We start from the raw sequence: 16,269 nt of genomic DNA on the forward strand, positions 1-16,269 counted from the left end.
CGGTGGTCCGCCACCGGCTCAGAAGCACTCGTTCTTGCCGGGCCTGAGCGACAGGTGTGTCTCGGGCAGGTCGAGGGTGGCGGCCGAACCGGCGACGCCGGTGGCGCGCACGTCGGTCAGCGTCGCCGAGCCGCTCTGCGCCGCGAAGCCGTTGGGGTCGAAGAACGGCGAGCGGCGGTCGCCCGGGCTGACGGGGCCGGTGGTGAGCGAGCCCGCCGCGATGCCGATGTCGACGTCGTGGAGGGACGCGTGGCCGGCGCGCCCGTCGGTGATGTCCAGGAAGAGGTCCTTCGCCCTGGCGGGAGTTCCGTCCTCGGCCGACGTGAGCCTGAGCGTGTACGGGCCGAGCAGCGGGATCGGAACGACCAGGGACTGGCACAGCCCGTTGATCTTCGCCCTCTCGATCCCCGCGACCAGGACCGGAATCAGCTCGCCGCTCCTGGTCCGGTCCACCATGCCGTACAGGCTCACCCCCTCGCCGGTCAGCGTCCTCGTGAAGACCTTGAACCTCTCGCCCGAGATGAAGAACGAGACCGCCAGCGCCCCCTGGGCCAGGCTGACGGTGAGGGCCGCGGCGGCCAGCATGCTCGGTGCGAGCACACAGGCGAAGCGCTTCCAGCGGGTTCCGCCGAGGTCTCTGGGCATGGCCTTCTCTTCTCCTCGGGTGCCAAGGCATCCGTCGGCACGGACTCTCCGGCGGCAGGCGGGCCGCTGGTCGTGCACTTCCGCGCAGAACCCTGGACCGGAAATTCCGGAGACCGCTTCGGAGCGACGGCCGGCGGCCGCGGCACTACGGGGAGTGGAATGACCAGGAGGGCGAACGACCGCGTAGTCGACTGACCACGTTCCGTCACGGCCGATCATGGGTTAATCAGTGCGGCCATGCAAGCGCTGGTGCCGAACCGGTGCTCCAGGCCACTCGGTCGGCCCATGTCGCACGGACCGGCGCGGGCGCGCCCGCGGAATCCGGCGTCCCGGCCCCTTCCGGCGGCCTCTTCCCCCTGTCCGGACCACCGCTGGTGTCCCCGGCCCGCGCAGCGGACGAGTGCCTCCGCCGATGCCGTGACAAGGAGTTGGAGGCTCCTCGTCCCCGCTGGGCGGAGGCACCTTCCGGTCGCATGAACACCGGTCACGCCGGCGTACGGTCAGTCACGCGAGAGCATGGCGGCGGCTTCACGTTCCAGGTCGACGTACGCCTCGCCGCTGAGGTCGACGGCGACCCGCTTGAGGGTTCCTCCGGTGAACGCCCAGGGGGCGGCACCGGGGTAGTCGTCGGTGACGGGGTCACCCCGGTCGCAACCGATGTTGAGGCCTTCACCCGCGATGCCGAACTTGCCGGGCTGGGTCCTGATGCTCCGTTCGCCGACCTTCCGTTCGCCGTAGTAGAGGCTGAGGGTGCCACGGGCGACACCGGGGCTGTCCTCACCCTCCCGGTCGAACGAGGCCGCGAGAATCAGGTTTTCACCGGTCGGCAGGTCCTCGGTGGCGCTGAGGTGCTGCAGTTCCCTGCCGAGGAAGTTGTACACGTAGTGCAGCCGGTTGTCCTTGACGTAGAGGCTGTGGCCGCCGAAGCGGCTGCCCTGCGCGAACAGCACTCCGGACGCGCCCGGTACGGACAGGTCGACCACGGCTCCGACCACGTACGAGCGGTTGCGGACGCTTGGGCTGGCCGACTCCGACACCTCCGAGCCGCCGGGGCGGTACACGTAGCGGTTGCGCGGCGCCGTCATCTGGGGGCGCGGGGTGGTGAGGATCTCGACGGCGGAGCGGTCGTCGAGCGGGTACGCCTGGTTGGCGCCGGCCTCGTGGAACCACAGGCCGACGAGCTCGGCGAGCTTGCCCGGCTCCTGCTCGGCGAGGTCGTGCATCTCGGAGCGGTCCTGGTCGGTGTGGTACAGCTCCCAGGTGTCCTCGCTGAAGTGGCCCCAGCCGCTGATGGCGGGGTGGGTGGTGACGGCCTTCCAGCCGTCGTGCCAGATGCCGCGGGTGCCGAGCATCGAGTAGAACTGGGTGTGCTTGGCGGTCGGGATGTTCGCGGCGTCGAAGCTGTAGCGCATGCTGACGCCCTGGATGGGGTGCTGGGTGTAGCCCTTGACCGTCTCGGGCTGTTCGACGTCCAGGCAGTCCAGCAGGGTCGGCACGATGTCGATCGCGTGGTGGTACTGCTCGCGGATCTCACCGTGGGCCTCGATGCCGTTCGGCCAGGAGATGACGCACGGGTCGCAGATGCCGCCGTTGAACGAGTAGCGCTTCCACATCTTGAACGGGGCGTTGAAGGCCATCGCCCAGCCGTTCGGGTAGTGGTTGTAGGTCTTGGTGCTGCCCAGGTCGTCCAGCATGGCCATGTTCTGGGCCAGGTCGTCGGGCATGCTGTTGGCGATGTTGTTCTCGTTGACCGAGCCGTTGGGGCCGCCCTCGCCGCTGGCGCCGTTGTCGGAGACCACCACGATGACGGTGTTGTCCAGCTGCTCGATGTCCTCCAGATAGGCGAGCAGGCGGCCGATCTGGTCGTCGCAGTGCGAGAGGAAGCCCGCGTAGGTCTCGGCCATCCGGGCGAAGAGCCGCTTCTCGTCGTCGTTCAGGGTGTCCCACGGCCGGGTGTGGTCCAGGGGCGGGAACGGCTGTCCGTCCGGGCCGGTGCGGGTCTCGGGGGTCCCGATCGGGTTGACGGGCGGCATCTCGGTGTTCTGCGGGAGCAGTCCCATCTCCTTCTGCCGCTCCAGGGTCTGCCGGCGGATCTCCTCGTACCCGGCGTCGAACCGGCCGCGGTAGCGCTCGACCCACTCCTTGGGCACCTGGTGCGGGGCGTGCGCGCAGCCCGGTGCGTAGTACAGGAAGACCGGGCGGTCGGGGGTGATGGCCTTGACGTCGTCGATGTACTGGATGGCCTTGTCGGTGATGTCGACGCTGAAGTGGTAGCCCTCCTCCGGTGTGGCGGGCTGTTCGACGGGGTGGTTGTCGTGGACGAGGTTCGGGTAGTACTGGCTGGTCTCCGCGCCGAGGAAGCCGTAGAAGCGCTCGAAGCCGCGGCCGAGCGGCCAGTCCCGTTTAGTGGAGGCCAGGTTCATCTCGTCCTCGGCGCACAGGTGCCACTTGCCGACCATGGCCGTGCTGAAGCCCTGGTCGACCAGCATCTCGGCGAGGGTGGCGCACTGTGGCGGGACGTGGCCGTTGGCGCCGGGGAAGCCGACGGCGCACTCGCTGATGCACGCCATGCCGTTGACCGTGTGGTTGCGGCCGGTGAGCAGGCAGGAGCGGGTCGGCGAACAGAGCGCGGTGGTGTGCCACTGCGCGTAGCGCAGACCCTTCGCGGCGATCCTGTCGATGTTGGGCGTCTCGATCGGGCCGCCGAAGCAGCTCATGGCGCCGTAACCCACGTCGTCCAGCACGATGTAGAGGACGTTCGGTGTGCCGGACTTCGCCTTCGGCTGCTCGTACGGGCCCCAGTCCGGGATCGAGTCGCGGATGTCGGGGTTGGCGACACCTCGGAATCGCTTGGTCATGGAGGACGCCTCCTCGCACGCCGTCCGGTTCCGGCCTCACCGGCAGTGCGCCTCACGAGCGGTCAGGACGGCGGCGACCGGTGACCGCCGAGCTCCCGGGCGGCCGAGTTGGGAAATTCACTTGATCGCGCGGCACGGCCCGGGAGGCAGTCGCCGACGGCCCGACCCCGCCTGAGGAGAACTGCCCCGTGCGCCGCGCGTACTCGTGTCGTCGGTCTCGTACGGGCGTACTCGTCAGAACCTGCCGCAGACGGCACCGAATCACCCGGACCACGTGGTGCGTGCGCCGGCGAGCGGCGTAGCAGGCGGGTCCGGTGTGCGCTTGACCGTGTCCCAGCCTATGAGGCTGAGGGGGTGTCGGCAACGGCTGGGTTGGGACCGGCCGGCGGAAGGGCCCGCGGCGGCGCGTGCCGGCCGGTCCCGACCCGCGCGGCGTACCCGAGTTGCGGGAACCGGTCGGACGCGGCAGACCGGTGGGTGGACCGGCCGTCGGCTCTCCGGTGGGAGGGCACGGCCCGAGACCCGCGGAGGACCGCCCATGACACCCGACACCCCTGTCTGCTGCACCCCGGGGCGCGACGCCGGCGCTCCGCGCCCTCGTCCCGCCTCCTCGGCGGGGACGAGCGGTGGGCCCGCCGGCCCGGGCGCCGTCCACCTGGACGGCGGCTGGTTCACCATGGGCAGCGACGACGCGCTGGCCTACCGGCAGGACGGCGAGGGACCGGTACGACGCGTCCGCGTCGACCGGTTCTCCATCGCCGCGCGGTGCGTGACCAACGCACAGTTCGACGCCTTCGTCGGGGCCACCGGGCACGTCACCGACGCGGAGCGGTACGGGGCGTCGTTCGTCTTCGGCGGGCTGCTTCCCGACGGCTTCCCGCCCACCCGGGCGGTGGCGGCCGCCCCGTGGTGGCGGGAGGTGCCCGGAGCCGACTGGCGGCACCCGGAGGGGCCGCGCTCGGACCTGGCGGGGCGCGCGGACCACCCGGTGGTCCATGTCTCGTGGTACGACGCCGTCGCGTACTGCGTCTGGTCCGGTCAGCGGCTGCCCACCGAGGCCGAGTGGGAGTACGCCGCACGCGGCGCTCTCGAGGGCCGGCCCTTCCCGTGGGGTGAGGAGCTGCGGCCCGGCGGCGAGCACCGGATGAACGTCTGGAACGGCGACTTCCCGGCCCGCAACACCCTGGAGGACGGCTATCTCGGCACCTGTCCGGTGGACGCCTTCCCTCCGAACGGCTACGGCCTGTACAACACGACCGGCAACGTCTGGGAGTGGACCGCCGACTGGTTCCACCCCGCCTGGCACGCCACCGGGCCCCTGGAGAACCCCGCCGGCCCGCCCACCGGCACCGCCCGTGCCCTGCGCGGCGGTTCCTACCTCTGCCACGCCTCCTACTGCCGCCGCTACCGGGTCAGCGCCAGGATGCCCAACACCCCCGAGACCTCCACCGGCAACATCGGCTTCCGCTGCGCGGGCCGGGCCTGAGTGGACGGTCCGCCCATGGCTCGGCACACTGCAGGGGATATCCCGGACACGGGGCCCCGGACGCCGACGAGGATCCTGCTGGAGGGGCGTCCCGGCATCGGCAAGACGACCGTTCTGCGTCGGCTGGCCGCGCTGCTCCCCGCCCGCGGCGTCGTCGGTTTCACCAGCGAGGAGATCCGGCAGGGCGGCAGCCGGGTCGGTTTCGCGTTGGAGACGCTGGCGGGCCGGCGGGCGGTCCTCGCCCATGTCGGCCTTCCCGGGCCGCCCCGGGTCGGGCGGTACGGCGTCGACCTGGCCGTGTTGGAACGGCTGGCCGTGCCGTGTCTGGAGCAGGCGGCGTCAACTCCCCGGCAGCTCGCGCTCATCGACGAGCTCGGGCGGATGGAGCTGGCCTGCCCGGCGTTCCGGGACGCCGTGCAGGCCCTGTTCGCGGCGGACACCGATGTGGTCGCCACCGTCCACGCGCACCACGATCCGTTCACCGACGCCCTCAAACGACGGGTCGACGTCGAGGTCGTCCGGGTGACCTCGGCCAACCGGGCCTTCCTCGCGCAGGAGTTGGCGGCGCGGCTCGCCGGGAGGTGAGGACGCCTGGTCCAACGCCGTTGATGCGGGACGAGTCGCCGAGCACCCGGGCGCGGATCCGGTGGACCGCGGTGTGCCGCTCCCAGACGTCGTCGCGCGGCAGGGTGCGGGCGTGCGGCTCCGGCGGCCAGGACCGCTACTCCGACCCGTAGTCGGGGCCGGCCTTCCCAGGCAGACCGACCGGCCGGGGTCCTCGCTCAGGCGGGCCGCCAGCACGCAGCCCGTCACTCCCCCGTCGAGGATGACGACGTCGTAGCCGAGCCGGTCATGCGCCCGCCCCTGCCGGTTCGGCTCCGCCGGGCCGCTGAGCGGCCGGTGCTTTCGCCAACTCCGCTTCCCTGGCGAGGAGTTCGTCGCGGCTGATGGCGTCCATCCGGGTACCCGGCACGGTGCAGGCGTAGGCTCCGGCGATCGCGCCGTAGCGGCCGCACCGCTGCGGCGGCTCGCCGGCCAGCCAGCCGAAGAGGAAGCCCGAGGCGAAGGCGTCACCGGCGCCGTTGGAGTCCACCACAGGTCCGGGGGGTGCGACCGGCGGGATGTGCGTCAGTTCGCCGTCGGTCAGCAGGAACGCCCCGTCGGCCCCGGCGGTCGCGACCACCGTCCGCGCCCGGCCGCGCTCGACGATCTGCCGCATGGTCCGCTCCGGGTCCGCCAGGGCCGTGGTGGAGACGAAGACCAGGTCGGCCTGGTGGGCGAACGGCTCGTGGTACGGGTTGACGCCGTCCCAGTTGTGCAGGTCGGTCGAGATGGTCATCCCGGCCTCGCGCAGCACCGGAAGGGCGAAGGAGCACGGGTAGGTGATGGAGACGTGGGCGTGCCGGCTCACCGAGGCCAGGGCCCGGACCTTCTCCTCCGGCAGCCGGTCCGCCTCGTGCGAGCGGGTGTCGTCGTACAGCGAAAGCCGCCGCCCGTCGGGGCCGACCAGGTTCACCGCGCGCTTGGTGCCGCCCGGCAGCGGGACCTCGGTGAGTGCGATCCCCCGGTCGCGGTGCAGCGTCCGGACCAGGTCGCCGTGGTGATCGTCGCCGATCATGTCGAGGTGGTGCGTGCGCAGGCCGAGGGCGCTCACGCCCACCGCGACGAAGTCCCCGGTCTGGCCCGCCCGGGTCTCGATCCGGGGCACCGTGTAGCCGTCGGCGAACGGAAGCGGCAGTTCGGGCACGTACACGATGGTGTCGACACCGGCACCTCCCAGGACGAGGACGTCGGTCTCAGTGCTCATCGATGCTCCTCCCGGATCTTGGGACGGGGCTGGAGTCGACCGTCCGGCTACCGGCGCTTGACGGCCCCGTGCGCCCCGGCCGGGCCGCGGACGCACGGGGCGCCGCGACCGCTCGGCCCGTCACGATTCTCGGCCGACCACCCGGCCGACCGGACGCAACGTCAACTGCGGTCAACGACAGGTGAGTCAAGCAGGCGATCAGTGGGTTGGCAAGAATTTGCAGAAGCTTCCCGCAAGTCCTCGCAACCTTCGAAGGGCAGTTCACGGTAGAGCTCGGCGACGGCGAGGGCCCGGCTGGCCCGGCTGCGCACGAACTCCAAGCCCGTGCAGCAGCCCGACTGCGACGTGCCGCCGCGCCAGGGTCGCGCAGCGCACCCCACAGGAGGGGTGTTCGAGGTCGAGCGGGCAGCGGTAGCAGTACGGGGACCAGCCGAGCACGCTGTTGCCGGCGAAGGCCTGGTCGCCGATGCCCCAGTGCACCGGCGCCCTGACGCCTGCTCGGCCGCCGCCCCTCCCGCGGGGTACGGCCACCGGGAAACCGCTGGCAGCACTCGGCGCTCCACTGGCATGCTGACCGCGTGGAGAGACCGGAGATCTGGCTCAGGTTCGCCCCTGAGCTGCACATATTCGTCGCCGTGGCACAACGGGCAGAGCGGTCGCCGGTGCGCACCGACGGCGTCTCGACGCTCGGGCACGTCGTGGAGTCCCTCGGGGTCCCGCTCACCGAGGTCGGCGCCCTCCTCGCGGACGGGCAGCCGGTGCGCACCTCGTACGTCCCCAGGGGCGGCGAGGAGGTCTCGGTGCATGCCGTGACCAGGCCGCAGCGGCTCGCGGGACCGGCCCGGTACCTGCTCGACGTCCATCTCGGCACCCTCGCCAGGCGGATGCGCCTGCTGGGGATCGACGCCGCGTACGAGAACCCGGACATCGGCGACGCGGCACTGGCCGCGCGCTCGGCCGCCGAGCAACGGGTGCTGCTCTCCCGCGACCGCGGGCTGCTCAGGCGTCGGGAGATCTGGGCCGGCGCCTACGTCTACAGCCACCGCCCCGCCGACCAACTCCGGGACGTACTCTCCCGCTTCGCACCCGCCCTCGCTCCCTGGACCAGGTGCACGGCCTGCAACGGAACGCTCCGAACCGCCGCGAAGGAGTCGGTGCACCAGCAGCTGAAGGACGGCACCGAGCGCTCGTACGACACGTTCGCGCAGTGCACCGACTGCGGGCAGGCCTACTGGCGCGGCGCCCACCACGCCCGGCTGAACGCGATCGTCGACGAGGCCGTACGCGAGTTCGGTACGCAGTCGCGGCCTGCCACCACTACGAACTGACGGTCAGTCACACAACCTTTCCACCTGGGCGATCGGTGTCGGTGTACGCCTCCCCGGGCCGGGAGCGGACGGCGAAGGACGGACGGGAGCGGCCGGCGAACACCGCAGGTCACCGCCCGCTCGCGTCAGACCTTCGCCTGCCCGGTCACGTCCTCTCCGCGCACACCGCAGAGACGAACTCCGCCACCCGTTCCTGCGGAAGTCCCCGGGCGATGTCGGCCTCACTGATCATGCCGACCAGCTTGTGCTCGGGGTGGTTGATCACCGGCAGTCGGCGGATCCGGTGCTCCTCCATCACCTGCAGCACCTGCTCGACGTCCTCGTCCGCCTCCACCACCAGCGGCCGCCCCAGGGCGAGTTGACCGGCGGTCGTGCGTGCCGGATCCAGCCCGTCGGCGACGCACCTCAGGACGATGTCCCGGTCGGTGATGATGCCCAGCAGCTTCTGGTTCTCACCACAGATCGGCAGCGCGCCGACATCGCGTTCCTTCATGATCCGGGCCGCCTCGGCGAGGGTCTCGTGTTCCCGGACGCACTCGGCACCGGAGTGCATGATGTCTTTTGCGGTGGTCATTGTCCGGCCTCCTGCCGTGAGTGCACAGCCCCGTTACTCCATCGTGGTCCGGGCCCTCCGGCACCGCCACCGGGCTCGGCGCCGTCCCGCGCCGCCCACTCCCCTTCGTCCTCCGCACCGGGCCGTCCCTGCTCGGCGGGCCCGGCGGGCTCGGCGGGCTCGGCGGATCCGCCAGGCGTGCCGGACATACCGGATGCGGCAGCTGCGGCGGCGTCAGTGCGCGCGGGATCGATCGGGACGGTGTCGGGCAGCGGAGAGCGCGTGAGCACCTCGTCCAGCGACGGCAGTTCCAGCTGCTCCACCCCACGGGCCGCGGGCGGCGGCGCGGGCATCTCGGGCCCAACCGCCGCCGCGCCGCCGCCCTTCTCCTCCCCGCCCCCGGTTACGGTCCTCTCCCCGCGCCGGCTCGCGTTGTCCAGGAAGCGCAACAGCTCCACCGGGAAGGGCAGGACCAGGGTCGAGTTCTTCTCCGCCGCGACCTCGACCACGGTCTGCAGCAACCGCAGTTGCAGCGCGGCCGGCGCCTCGCTCATGATGGTCGCGGCCTGGGACAGCCGTGCCGAGGCCTGGTACTCGCCGTCCGCCGTGATGATCCGGGCCCGCCGCTCGCGCTCGGCCTCCGCCTGCCGGGACATGGACCGCTTCATCGACTCCGGCAGCGCCACGTCCTTGATCTCCACCCGGTCGATCTGGATGCCCCAGCCGAGCGCCGGGCTGTCCAACATCAGCTCCAGTCCCTGGTTGATCGGCTCGCGGTTGGCCAGCAGGTCGTCCAGCTCGCTCTTGCCGATGATCGAGCGCAGCGAGGTCTGCGCGACCTGGGAGATCGCGAACTTGTAGTCCTGGACGTTCACCGCCGCCCGCACCGGGTCGACCACCTTGAAGTAGACGACGGCGTCCACCCGCACCGTGACGTTGTCCCGGGTGATGCCCTCCTGCGCCGGGATCGGCATGGTGACGATCTGGACGTTCACCTTGCTCATCCGGTCCGCCACCGGCATCAGCATCACCAGCCCCGGCTGCCTGACGTGCTCCCGCACCTTGCCGAACCGGAACACCACACCGCGCTGGAACTGCTGCACGACCCGGATACTGAGCCCCGCCCACAGGCCCAGCACACCGGCCGCGCCCAGAATCGCGTCAACGATGAGCATCGCCGTCACCTCGGCCTACCCGACTTAAGCGCTGGCCCATTCCACGCTACTCCGCCCAGGCCCCCGGCGATCACCGCTGCCCGCCGGCCGCCACCGCTCTCCGCCCGAGCGGTCGCCGCACTTCGCCCGAGTGGCCACCGCGCTGCGCCTAGGATTCGCCCATGACCGCCGTCCCGGCCCCGCCACCGTCCCCCCGCCACCCGGCGGACTCCATGCGCAGCCTCGCCGAGCTGGACGCCGCGGTCACGCACTGCCGGGCCTGCCCGCGACTGGTCGAGTGGCGCGAGGAGGCGGCCCGGGTCAAACGCCGCGCCTACCAGGACTGGGAGTACTGGGGCCGCCCGATCCCCGGCTTCGGACCGCGCGACGCCGCCCTCGTCCTGGTCGGCCTCGCCCCTGCCGCGCACGGCGCCAACCGCACCGGCCGGATCTTCACCGGCGACCCCTCCGGCGACCTGCTCTACGCCGCCCTGCACGCCATCGGCCTGGCCTCGCGGCCGACCGCCGTCAGCCGTGACGACGGACTGGAACTGTACGGCGTCCGGATCACCGACCCGGTCCGCTGCGCGCCCCCGGACAACAGGCCGTCCGTGACCGAGCGGGACACCTGCCGGCCTTGGCTGGCCCGGGAGTTGGCCTTCCTCCGGCCGACCGTACGGTCCGTGGTCGCCCTCGGCGGCTTCGCCTGGCAATCCCTGCTGCCCGCCCTGGCCTCGGCCGGCTGGGAGGTCCCGCGGCCGCGCCCCGTGTTCGGCCACGGCGCCCGCGTCCTGTTCCCGGCCGCCGACGGCGGCCCGCCACTGGAGCTCTTCGGCTGCTACCACGTGAGCCCGCGCAACACCAACACCGGCCGCCTCACCACCGCCATGCTGCGCCAACTCCTCACCGACGCCGCCCACTCCGCCGGCCTCTCCACCAGCCCCCCGCCGCACTGACCGAGCGTGCCCCGCCGGACACGTGGGCGGCGGGCCTCGCGCCGCTACTCGAACCCCGGTGACTTCCGCGCCTGGCGCCACACCTCCGGCAGCCGCTCCCGCGCCCGTTCGGCCACCGCCAGCTGCCCGCCGTACAGCACCCCGTACCCGAACGCCTGCCCGACCCCGGCCCCGGCGGCCAGCTCCCGCAGGGCGGCCCGCGCCACCACGCTGTCCTGGTGCGCCCCGAGCACCTCCTGCAGCGCCTTCATCCGCGCCGTGAACGGCTCCCCCTCCGGCCCGGCCGTCTCCCCCGCGTACCTGGCCCACTTCGCGGCCTTCCGCGCCTCGTGCAACGCGAGGTCGGTCTCCTCGCCGGGCACCGCCCGCCTGGCCGCCCTGATCCTGGACGCGATGCGGCGCTGTTCCCGCTTCGCCACCTGCCCGATCGTCGGCAGCCCTGCGGCGGACGGCGGACGCTCCGCCAACTCCCGCAGTGCGGCGAGCAGTGCGGCGTAACGCGGGCTGTCCAGCGCGGCCGGCACCGCGGGCCAGGCACGCCGGTGCCGCTCGCGCCACCAGCCCTCGAGCGCCGCCACCAGCGCCTCCGGTTCGCACTCGGCCGGCAGCTCGCGAGCCTGGGCGATCAGCAGTTCACCGAGCACCTCGGTGTCCCTGGCCGGTCCGAGGCAGTTGGCGAGCCAGCGCAGTTCCCCACCGGTCTCGGCGAGCCTGGGCCGGTAGGGGCGCAGCGCGGCGCGCAGCCGCCTGCTGGCGACCCGCATCCGGTGGACGGCGTCCGGCGCGTTCGCCCGGACGTCGGGCTCGAGCCCGGCCAGCTCCTCGGTCTGCTCAGCGATCCGGGCATGCAGCAGGTGCCCCGCCGTCCGAACCGCCGTGCGTGGCATGCCGTCCGCCTTCTCCCGGGCTGCCAGCTCCTGCTGGGGTTCCAGGCTAAGCCGACCGGCCTGGCGGCTGCCCGGCGGCACCATGAGCGTGCACCGGCGGTCACAGCCGGTTGATCCCCGCACTCCGCACCGGTCGCGCGACCGGGCCCCGACCCGGCGGCCGGGACCCCGTCGCGGCAGCCGCCTCGGGCGTCGAGGACTACGGCCGCAGCTGCACCGCCAGCGAGAGCGTGTAGCCGACGAGTGCACCGAAGAAGGCCACGGCGGTGGCGTGCCGGGCGGTGAACGGGAGGGCGGCGAGTGACGGATAGAGCAGTACGGCGATCGCGGCGGCGCCGTCGGCGACGTACAGCCCGGTCGGCGGGACCACGGAGGTGGTGCGCGCGGCCCAGCCGGTGGCCACCAGGAAGCCGGTGAGCAGCACGAAGCCGGAGAGCAGGCCCGCGCCGATGCTGGAGAGTGCGGGGTGCGGCGAGTCGTCCTCGCCGTCCGGGTTCGCGGCGGGACGCAGGCGCTGGGCGATGGCGAGGCTGCCGAGCGCGACGGTGGCGGCCGCGGCGGCGCCGATGATCGGGATGGGGTTCAACTGCGGCTCCGGATGACGGGGAACGAGTGCGCGACGGCCGCCAGCGCGGCCGGAAGGAGGACGGCGACCAGGACGACCGCCGTCCACACCACCGGATCCAGGTGCGGCGCGGGGGCCGGCGGTGGCGGTACGGCCGCGGCGGTGGTCGCCGCCGGGGCTGCCACCGGGGTCGGCAGAGCGCTGTACGTGGGGGCCGGGTCCGGTTCGGGCGGCACGGAGGGCTTCCGTACGTGCAGTACGGCTGCCGCCGTGCTCCTGGCCGGCTTCGGAGTGTGCGTGTGCGTGGGCGAAGGGTGGTGATGCGTCGGGCTCGGCGGCACTGACGGCGTCGGCAGCGGAGCGGGTGTCGGCGGCGGCGAGGGATGCGGAGGCGTCGGGTGCGGTGGCTCGGGCGGCGTCGGTGGAGGCGAGGTCGGCGGAGGCGTCGGGACCTCGGTCGGACAGTCGGGGGGATCGTCCATCGGCTGATTGTCGCTCCGTACCCGGCAGCCCGGCAGCGGATCCTCCGTCCATCGCCGGATCATCGCCCCCGCGAGTGATCGCACCCGAACTGGTCTGCGGGCAAAGGCACCTGACCTGCAAAGAACGTTCGACCGGACCTCATCCCACCCTGCAGAGCACCACCGCGCACCCCCGGGCGCCCGTCCGCCCCCGGGCGGCTTCGTCAGCGGCTACACGCCCGTGAAATACTCCGAGCACCATGACTGACGGCCGGACGACCAGAGCGCTGCGAGCAGCGGTGTTCACCGCCCTCGCCGTTCCGCTCTCCGCACTCGGCCAAGTCGTCATCACCGGACGGCCGTTGCCGCTCAGCCTGGTGGCGGTGGCGACGGCGGCCGTCTTCCTGGCCGCGCTGCCCGCCTGCGGCGGCCAGCGGCGCTTCCTGCACATCTCGGCGGTCCTGGTACCGGTCGAACTGCTGCTGAACACCGCCTTCAACCTCGGTCAGGACGCCTGTGCCGCTCCCTCACGCGGCGTCGATCTGCTGGTCTGCGGCGGGAGTTCGGTCAAGCAGTCGCTCCTCACCGCGAGCGCCCCGGGCACGGCCCAGGCGCTGGTCCTGGTGGTGCACCTGCTGCTCGCCTTCGCCGCCGCGCTCTGGCTGCGTCTCGGCGAGGCCGCCCTGCACGACCTCACCGAGGCGCGCCGCGCACTCGGCGAACTGCTCACCGCTCCACTGCGGATGCTGCTGTTCGCGCCGCTGCCGAACTGCCCCGTCTCCCTCGCGCCCGCACCGCAGGCCCGGCACTCCCGCCTCCGGCGGGTGGCCGTGGTGCTCACCCCCGCACCCCGGCGCGGCCCGCCAGAGACGGCGTTCGCCCTCGCCCGCTGACGGCGCCCACCGCCCCCGGGTCCAGGCCGGGCCACCGGCCCGCATGACCCGCCAGGCGCGTATCTGACGGACAGTCAGCTTCTTTGACCGCTTCCCCCGACGGGCGGGCCCCGGCCTCGGCCGCCACGCACCGGTTCTGCGATCCCGCACGACCGGCGCCGCGCCCTGCCCCTGCTCCCAGGAGTCGACCACCGCATGAGCACCCAGCAGTCCCAGCAGTCCGGCCGGCCCACCCCGCGCGAGCGCCTGCTCGAGGCCCGGATGCGCGAGGCCCGTACCGCCGCCTTCCGCCGCCGGGCGGTGATCGGCGGATCGGTCGTCGGCGCCCTCGCCCTGGCCGCCGCGGCCACCCTCGCGGTCACCGCCGCGAGCGACGGCGTCGGCAGCCACGACGACAAGTCCGAGACCATAGCGACCTCCCCCACCGTCGCCACCCCCGCCAACACCTCTGGCCACAACGGCACCGTGATCGTCTACGGCAAGACCGACGCCCCGCACACCCTCCAGGTGTTCGAGGACTTCCGCTGCCCGATCTGCAAGATCTTCGAGAACTCGACCGGCAAGGCCGTCCAGCGGCTGGCCGACGACGGTACGTACAAGATCGAGTACCACCTGGCCGCCTTCCTCGACGACAATCTCGGCGGGCGGGGCTCGAACACCGCGCTGGCCGCCGTCGGCGCCGCCCTCGACCAGGGCGGTCCCGAGAAGTTCAAGCAGTTCCACGACGTGCTGTACGCCAACCAGCCCGAGGAGCGGGTGGACGGCTTCGGTGACGTCAACCGCATCCTCGAACTGGCCGGCCAGGTGCCGGGGCTGAAGACCGACGCGTTCACCAAAGCCGTCACTGAGGGCACCTTCCGCCCCTGGGCGAGCAAGGTCGCCGCCGACTTCAACAGCAGCGGTGTGCGAGGCACTCCGACCATCAAGCTCGACGGCAAGCCGCTCGAGCTCTTCGACTCCCAGGGCACCCCGATGACCGGCGAGCAGTTCACCGCCGTCGTCCGCCAGGCCGTCGGGAACTGACGCCCGCGCGGCGGCTGCGACCGCCGGACGGCCGGCGTCCGGGAAAACGGTGTTGCGACCACCGGACGTCGGCCGTAGCCTCTGCGACAACGCGTTGAGGGAGACGAGTACCTCCGGGTCCGCATGAGCACAGAGAGCCGCCGGCAGCTGGGAAGGCGGTCTCACGCCCCGGTGGGAAGACACTCCTGAGTGCGAGGAGGAAATGCCTCGCCGGCCGGCCCCCGTCACCGGGCCGCAATGAGGCCGCGGCCCCGGGGCTGCGGCGCAGGTGCGGTGGCACCGCGAGTCCCCCTTCTCGCCCGCACCCCGAAGGGATCATGACGACGCCCCTGGAGGGCAGCGATGATCCACCCTACGACCCGCGTACTGGCCGCCGAACTGCCCGGCCACGTGGGAGAAGAAGTCGAGATCTCCGGCTGGCTGCACCGCCGCCGGGGGCTCAAGTCCGTGACCTTCCTGGTGATCCGGGACCGCTCGGGCCTCGCCCAGGTGGTGGCCGGGCCCGGCGTGGACTTCCCCGAGGAGACCGTGCTCCGCGTCCGGGCCACCGTCACCGCCAACCCCCAGGCCCCTGACGGCATCGAGCTCACCGGTCCCGAGTTCACCGTGCTGTCCGGCCTCGCCGTCCCACCGCCGGTCAGCCTGTTCCGGCCGACCGTCCCGGCCGCCCTACCGGTGATCCTGGACAGCGCCCCCGTCACCCTGCGGCATCCGCGGCTGGCCGCGGTCCACCGGATCTCCGCCGCCTCGGTGGCCGGCTTCCGCGGAACCCTCGACGAACTCGGGTTCACCGAGATCCAGACTCCCAAGGTGGTCTCCTCGGCCACCGAGTCCGGCGCGAACGTCTTCAAGCTCGACTGGTTCGGCAGCACGGCGTACCTGGCGCAGTCCCCGCAGTTCTTCAAGCAGACCATGGTGGGCGTCTTCGAGCGGGTCTACGAGACCGGCCCGGTGTTCCGCGCCGAGCCCCACGACACCGCCCGCCACCTCGCCCAGTACACCAGCCTGGACGCCGAGTTGGGCTTCATCACGGACCACCGCGACGTGATGGCCGTGGTGCGCGAGGCGGTCGCCGGGATGACCGCCGCGGTCGCCGGACGTGCCGCCGGGGCGGTGGAGTCGCTGGCGGTGAAGCTGCCCGAGGTGCCCGCCGAGATCCCCCAGGTGCACTTCGCGGAGGCGATGCGGATGCTGGGGACGGACGAGCCCGACCTCGCCCCGGCGCACGAGCGGTGGCTCAGTGAGTGGGCGCTGCGGGAGCACGGCAGCGAGTTCCTCTTCGTGGTCGGCTACCCGATGGCCAAGCGCCCCTTCTACACCCACCCGGACCCGGCCAGGCCCGCCTACTCCAACAGCTTCGACCTGCTCTTCCGCGGTCTGGAACTGGTCACCGGCGGCCAGCGGCTGCACCGCCACGAGGACTACCTCGCCGCACTGGCCGCACGCGGCGAACCGGTCGAGCCGTACGCGAGCTACCTGCAGGCCTTCGCCCACGGGATGCCCCCGCACGGCGGGTTCGCGCTCGGCCTCGAACGCTGGACGGCCCGGCTCACCGGTGCCGACAACGTACGGCGCACCACGCTCTTCCCCCGCGACCTGCACCGTCTGACGCCCTGAGCGGAGCGGTGAGGCCGGCCGCCGCAGTCTCCGGCG

At 72.5% G+C, this 16,269-nt stretch carries 15 protein-coding genes; 7 read left to right on the forward strand and 8 right to left on the reverse strand.

Going from position 1 to position 16,269, the window contains the following annotated elements; genetic code table 11:
* Positions 1–18: 18 nt before the first annotated feature.
* Positions 19–645 carry a DUF6230 family protein gene (locus ABD369_RS03345; protein WP_344634659.1) on the reverse strand — a complete coding sequence of 209 codons (627 nt, stop codon included), beginning with the start codon at positions 643–645 and terminating at the stop codon, positions 19–21.
* Between the two features lie 500 nt (positions 646–1,145).
* Positions 1,146–3,503 carry an arylsulfatase gene (locus tag ABD369_RS03350; protein ID WP_344634660.1) on the reverse strand — a complete coding sequence of 786 codons (2,358 nt, stop codon included), beginning with the start codon at positions 3,501–3,503 and terminating at the stop codon, positions 1,146–1,148.
* Between the two features lie 538 nt (positions 3,504–4,041).
* On the opposite strand from ABD369_RS03350, the gene ABD369_RS03355 reads away from it, so the two are divergent.
* Both ABD369_RS03355 and ABD369_RS03360 read left to right on the forward strand, forming a co-directional pair.
* Positions 4,042–4,989: a formylglycine-generating enzyme family protein gene (locus ABD369_RS03355; protein ID WP_344634661.1), complete on the forward strand. Its 948-nt coding sequence runs from the start codon at positions 4,042–4,044 to the stop codon at positions 4,987–4,989.
* Positions 4,990–5,004: 15 nt separating this feature from the next.
* The gene (locus ABD369_RS03360) at positions 5,005–5,574 is read left to right on the forward strand and encodes a nucleoside-triphosphatase (RefSeq protein WP_344634662.1); all 570 of its coding nucleotides are present in this window, start codon (positions 5,005–5,007) and stop codon (positions 5,572–5,574) included.
* Positions 5,575–5,839: 265 nt separating this feature from the next.
* Here the strand turns inward: ABD369_RS03360 and ABD369_RS03365 are convergent, their stop codons facing one another.
* Positions 5,840–6,796, reverse strand: coding sequence for an adenosine kinase (locus ABD369_RS03365; protein ID WP_344634663.1), 957 nt, complete (start codon positions 6,794–6,796; stop codon positions 5,840–5,842).
* A gap of 578 nt (positions 6,797–7,374) precedes the next feature.
* On the opposite strand from ABD369_RS03365, the gene ABD369_RS03370 reads away from it, so the two are divergent.
* A complete protein-coding gene (locus ABD369_RS03370) occupies positions 7,375–8,124 on the forward strand; it encodes a Mut7-C RNAse domain-containing protein (protein WP_344634664.1) in 750 nt (249 codons plus the stop codon).
* Positions 8,125–8,269: 145 nt separating this feature from the next.
* On the opposite strand, the gene ABD369_RS03375 is transcribed toward ABD369_RS03370, so the two are convergent.
* On the reverse strand, positions 8,270–8,698 hold the full coding sequence (locus tag ABD369_RS03375; protein ID WP_344634665.1) for a CBS domain-containing protein: 429 nt from the start codon (positions 8,696–8,698) through the stop codon (positions 8,270–8,272).
* Positions 8,695–9,852 (reverse strand): slipin family protein, encoded by a 1,158-nt coding sequence (locus ABD369_RS03380; RefSeq protein WP_344634666.1) that lies wholly within the window; start codon positions 9,850–9,852, stop codon positions 8,695–8,697. The genes ABD369_RS03375 and ABD369_RS03380 overlap by 4 nt, the downstream gene beginning before the upstream one ends.
* Positions 9,853–10,013: 161 nt before the next feature.
* Here ABD369_RS03380 and ABD369_RS03385 point away from each other — a divergent pair, with 161 nt between their 5' ends.
* On the forward strand, positions 10,014–10,787 hold the full coding sequence (locus ABD369_RS03385) for a uracil-DNA glycosylase (RefSeq protein WP_344634667.1): 774 nt from the start codon (positions 10,014–10,016) through the stop codon (positions 10,785–10,787).
* Positions 10,788–10,831: 44 nt separating this feature from the next.
* Here the strand turns inward: ABD369_RS03385 and ABD369_RS03390 are convergent, their stop codons facing one another.
* The 3 genes from ABD369_RS03390 to ABD369_RS03400 all read right to left on the reverse strand — a co-directional run bounded on the left by ABD369_RS03390 (position 10,832) and on the right by ABD369_RS03400 (position 12,475).
* Positions 10,832–11,674, reverse strand: coding sequence for a CHAD domain-containing protein (locus ABD369_RS03390; protein ID WP_344634668.1), 843 nt, complete (start codon positions 11,672–11,674; stop codon positions 10,832–10,834).
* Positions 11,675–11,873: 199 nt separating this feature from the next.
* Positions 11,874–12,260, reverse strand: coding sequence for a hypothetical protein (locus tag ABD369_RS03395; RefSeq protein WP_344634669.1), 387 nt, complete (start codon positions 12,258–12,260; stop codon positions 11,874–11,876).
* On the reverse strand, positions 12,257–12,475 hold the full coding sequence (locus tag ABD369_RS03400) for a hypothetical protein (RefSeq protein ID WP_344634670.1): 219 nt from the start codon (positions 12,473–12,475) through the stop codon (positions 12,257–12,259). Before ABD369_RS03400 ends, ABD369_RS03395 begins: the two co-directional genes overlap by 4 nt.
* A 485-nt stretch (positions 12,476–12,960) precedes the next feature.
* On the opposite strand from ABD369_RS03400, the gene ABD369_RS03405 reads away from it, so the two are divergent.
* The 3 genes from ABD369_RS03405 (at position 12,961) to aspS (ending at position 16,233) form a co-directional block, all read left to right on the forward strand.
* Positions 12,961–13,593 carry a hypothetical protein gene (locus ABD369_RS03405; RefSeq protein ID WP_344634671.1) on the forward strand — a complete coding sequence of 211 codons (633 nt, stop codon included), beginning with the start codon at positions 12,961–12,963 and terminating at the stop codon, positions 13,591–13,593.
* A gap of 195 nt (positions 13,594–13,788) precedes the next feature.
* The gene (locus tag ABD369_RS03410; protein WP_344634672.1) at positions 13,789–14,616 is read left to right on the forward strand and encodes a DsbA family protein; all 828 of its coding nucleotides are present in this window, start codon (positions 13,789–13,791) and stop codon (positions 14,614–14,616) included.
* Between the two features lie 342 nt (positions 14,617–14,958).
* A complete protein-coding gene (gene aspS, locus ABD369_RS03415) occupies positions 14,959–16,233 on the forward strand; it encodes an aspartate--tRNA(Asn) ligase (RefSeq protein ID WP_344634673.1) in 1,275 nt (424 codons plus the stop codon).
* The last annotated feature ends 36 nt before the right edge of the window (positions 16,234–16,269 follow it).

Source organism: Kitasatospora cystarginea (genome assembly GCF_039533515.1).
Lineage (GTDB): Bacteria > Actinomycetota > Actinomycetes > Streptomycetales > Streptomycetaceae > Kitasatospora > Kitasatospora cystarginea.

Bases quoted from the DNA above. Each gene is read 5' to 3' on its own strand.
- ABD369_RS03345 (WP_344634659.1), bottom strand. From the start codon at position 645: ATGCCCAGAGACCTCGGCGGAACCCGCTGGAAGCGCTTCGCCTGTGTG.
- ABD369_RS03350 (WP_344634660.1), bottom strand. From the start codon at position 3,503: ATGACCAAGCGATTCCGAGGTGTCGCCAACCCCGACATCCGCGACTCG.
- ABD369_RS03355 (WP_344634661.1), top strand. From the start codon at position 4,042: ATGACACCCGACACCCCTGTCTGCTGCACCCCGGGGCGCGACGCCGGC.
- ABD369_RS03360 (WP_344634662.1), top strand. From the start codon at position 5,005: ATGGCTCGGCACACTGCAGGGGATATCCCGGACACGGGGCCCCGGACG.
- ABD369_RS03365 (WP_344634663.1), bottom strand. From the start codon at position 6,796: ATGAGCACTGAGACCGACGTCCTCGTCCTGGGAGGTGCCGGTGTCGAC.
- ABD369_RS03375 (WP_344634665.1), bottom strand. From the start codon at position 8,698: ATGACCACCGCAAAAGACATCATGCACTCCGGTGCCGAGTGCGTCCGG.
- ABD369_RS03380 (WP_344634666.1), bottom strand. From the start codon at position 9,852: ATGCTCATCGTTGACGCGATTCTGGGCGCGGCCGGTGTGCTGGGCCTG.
- ABD369_RS03385 (WP_344634667.1), top strand. From the start codon at position 10,014: ATGACCGCCGTCCCGGCCCCGCCACCGTCCCCCCGCCACCCGGCGGAC.
- ABD369_RS03390 (WP_344634668.1), bottom strand. From the start codon at position 11,674: ATGCCACGCACGGCGGTTCGGACGGCGGGGCACCTGCTGCATGCCCGG.
- ABD369_RS03405 (WP_344634671.1), top strand. From the start codon at position 12,961: ATGACTGACGGCCGGACGACCAGAGCGCTGCGAGCAGCGGTGTTCACC.
- ABD369_RS03410 (WP_344634672.1), top strand. From the start codon at position 13,789: ATGAGCACCCAGCAGTCCCAGCAGTCCGGCCGGCCCACCCCGCGCGAG.
- aspS (WP_344634673.1), top strand. From the start codon at position 14,959: ATGATCCACCCTACGACCCGCGTACTGGCCGCCGAACTGCCCGGCCAC.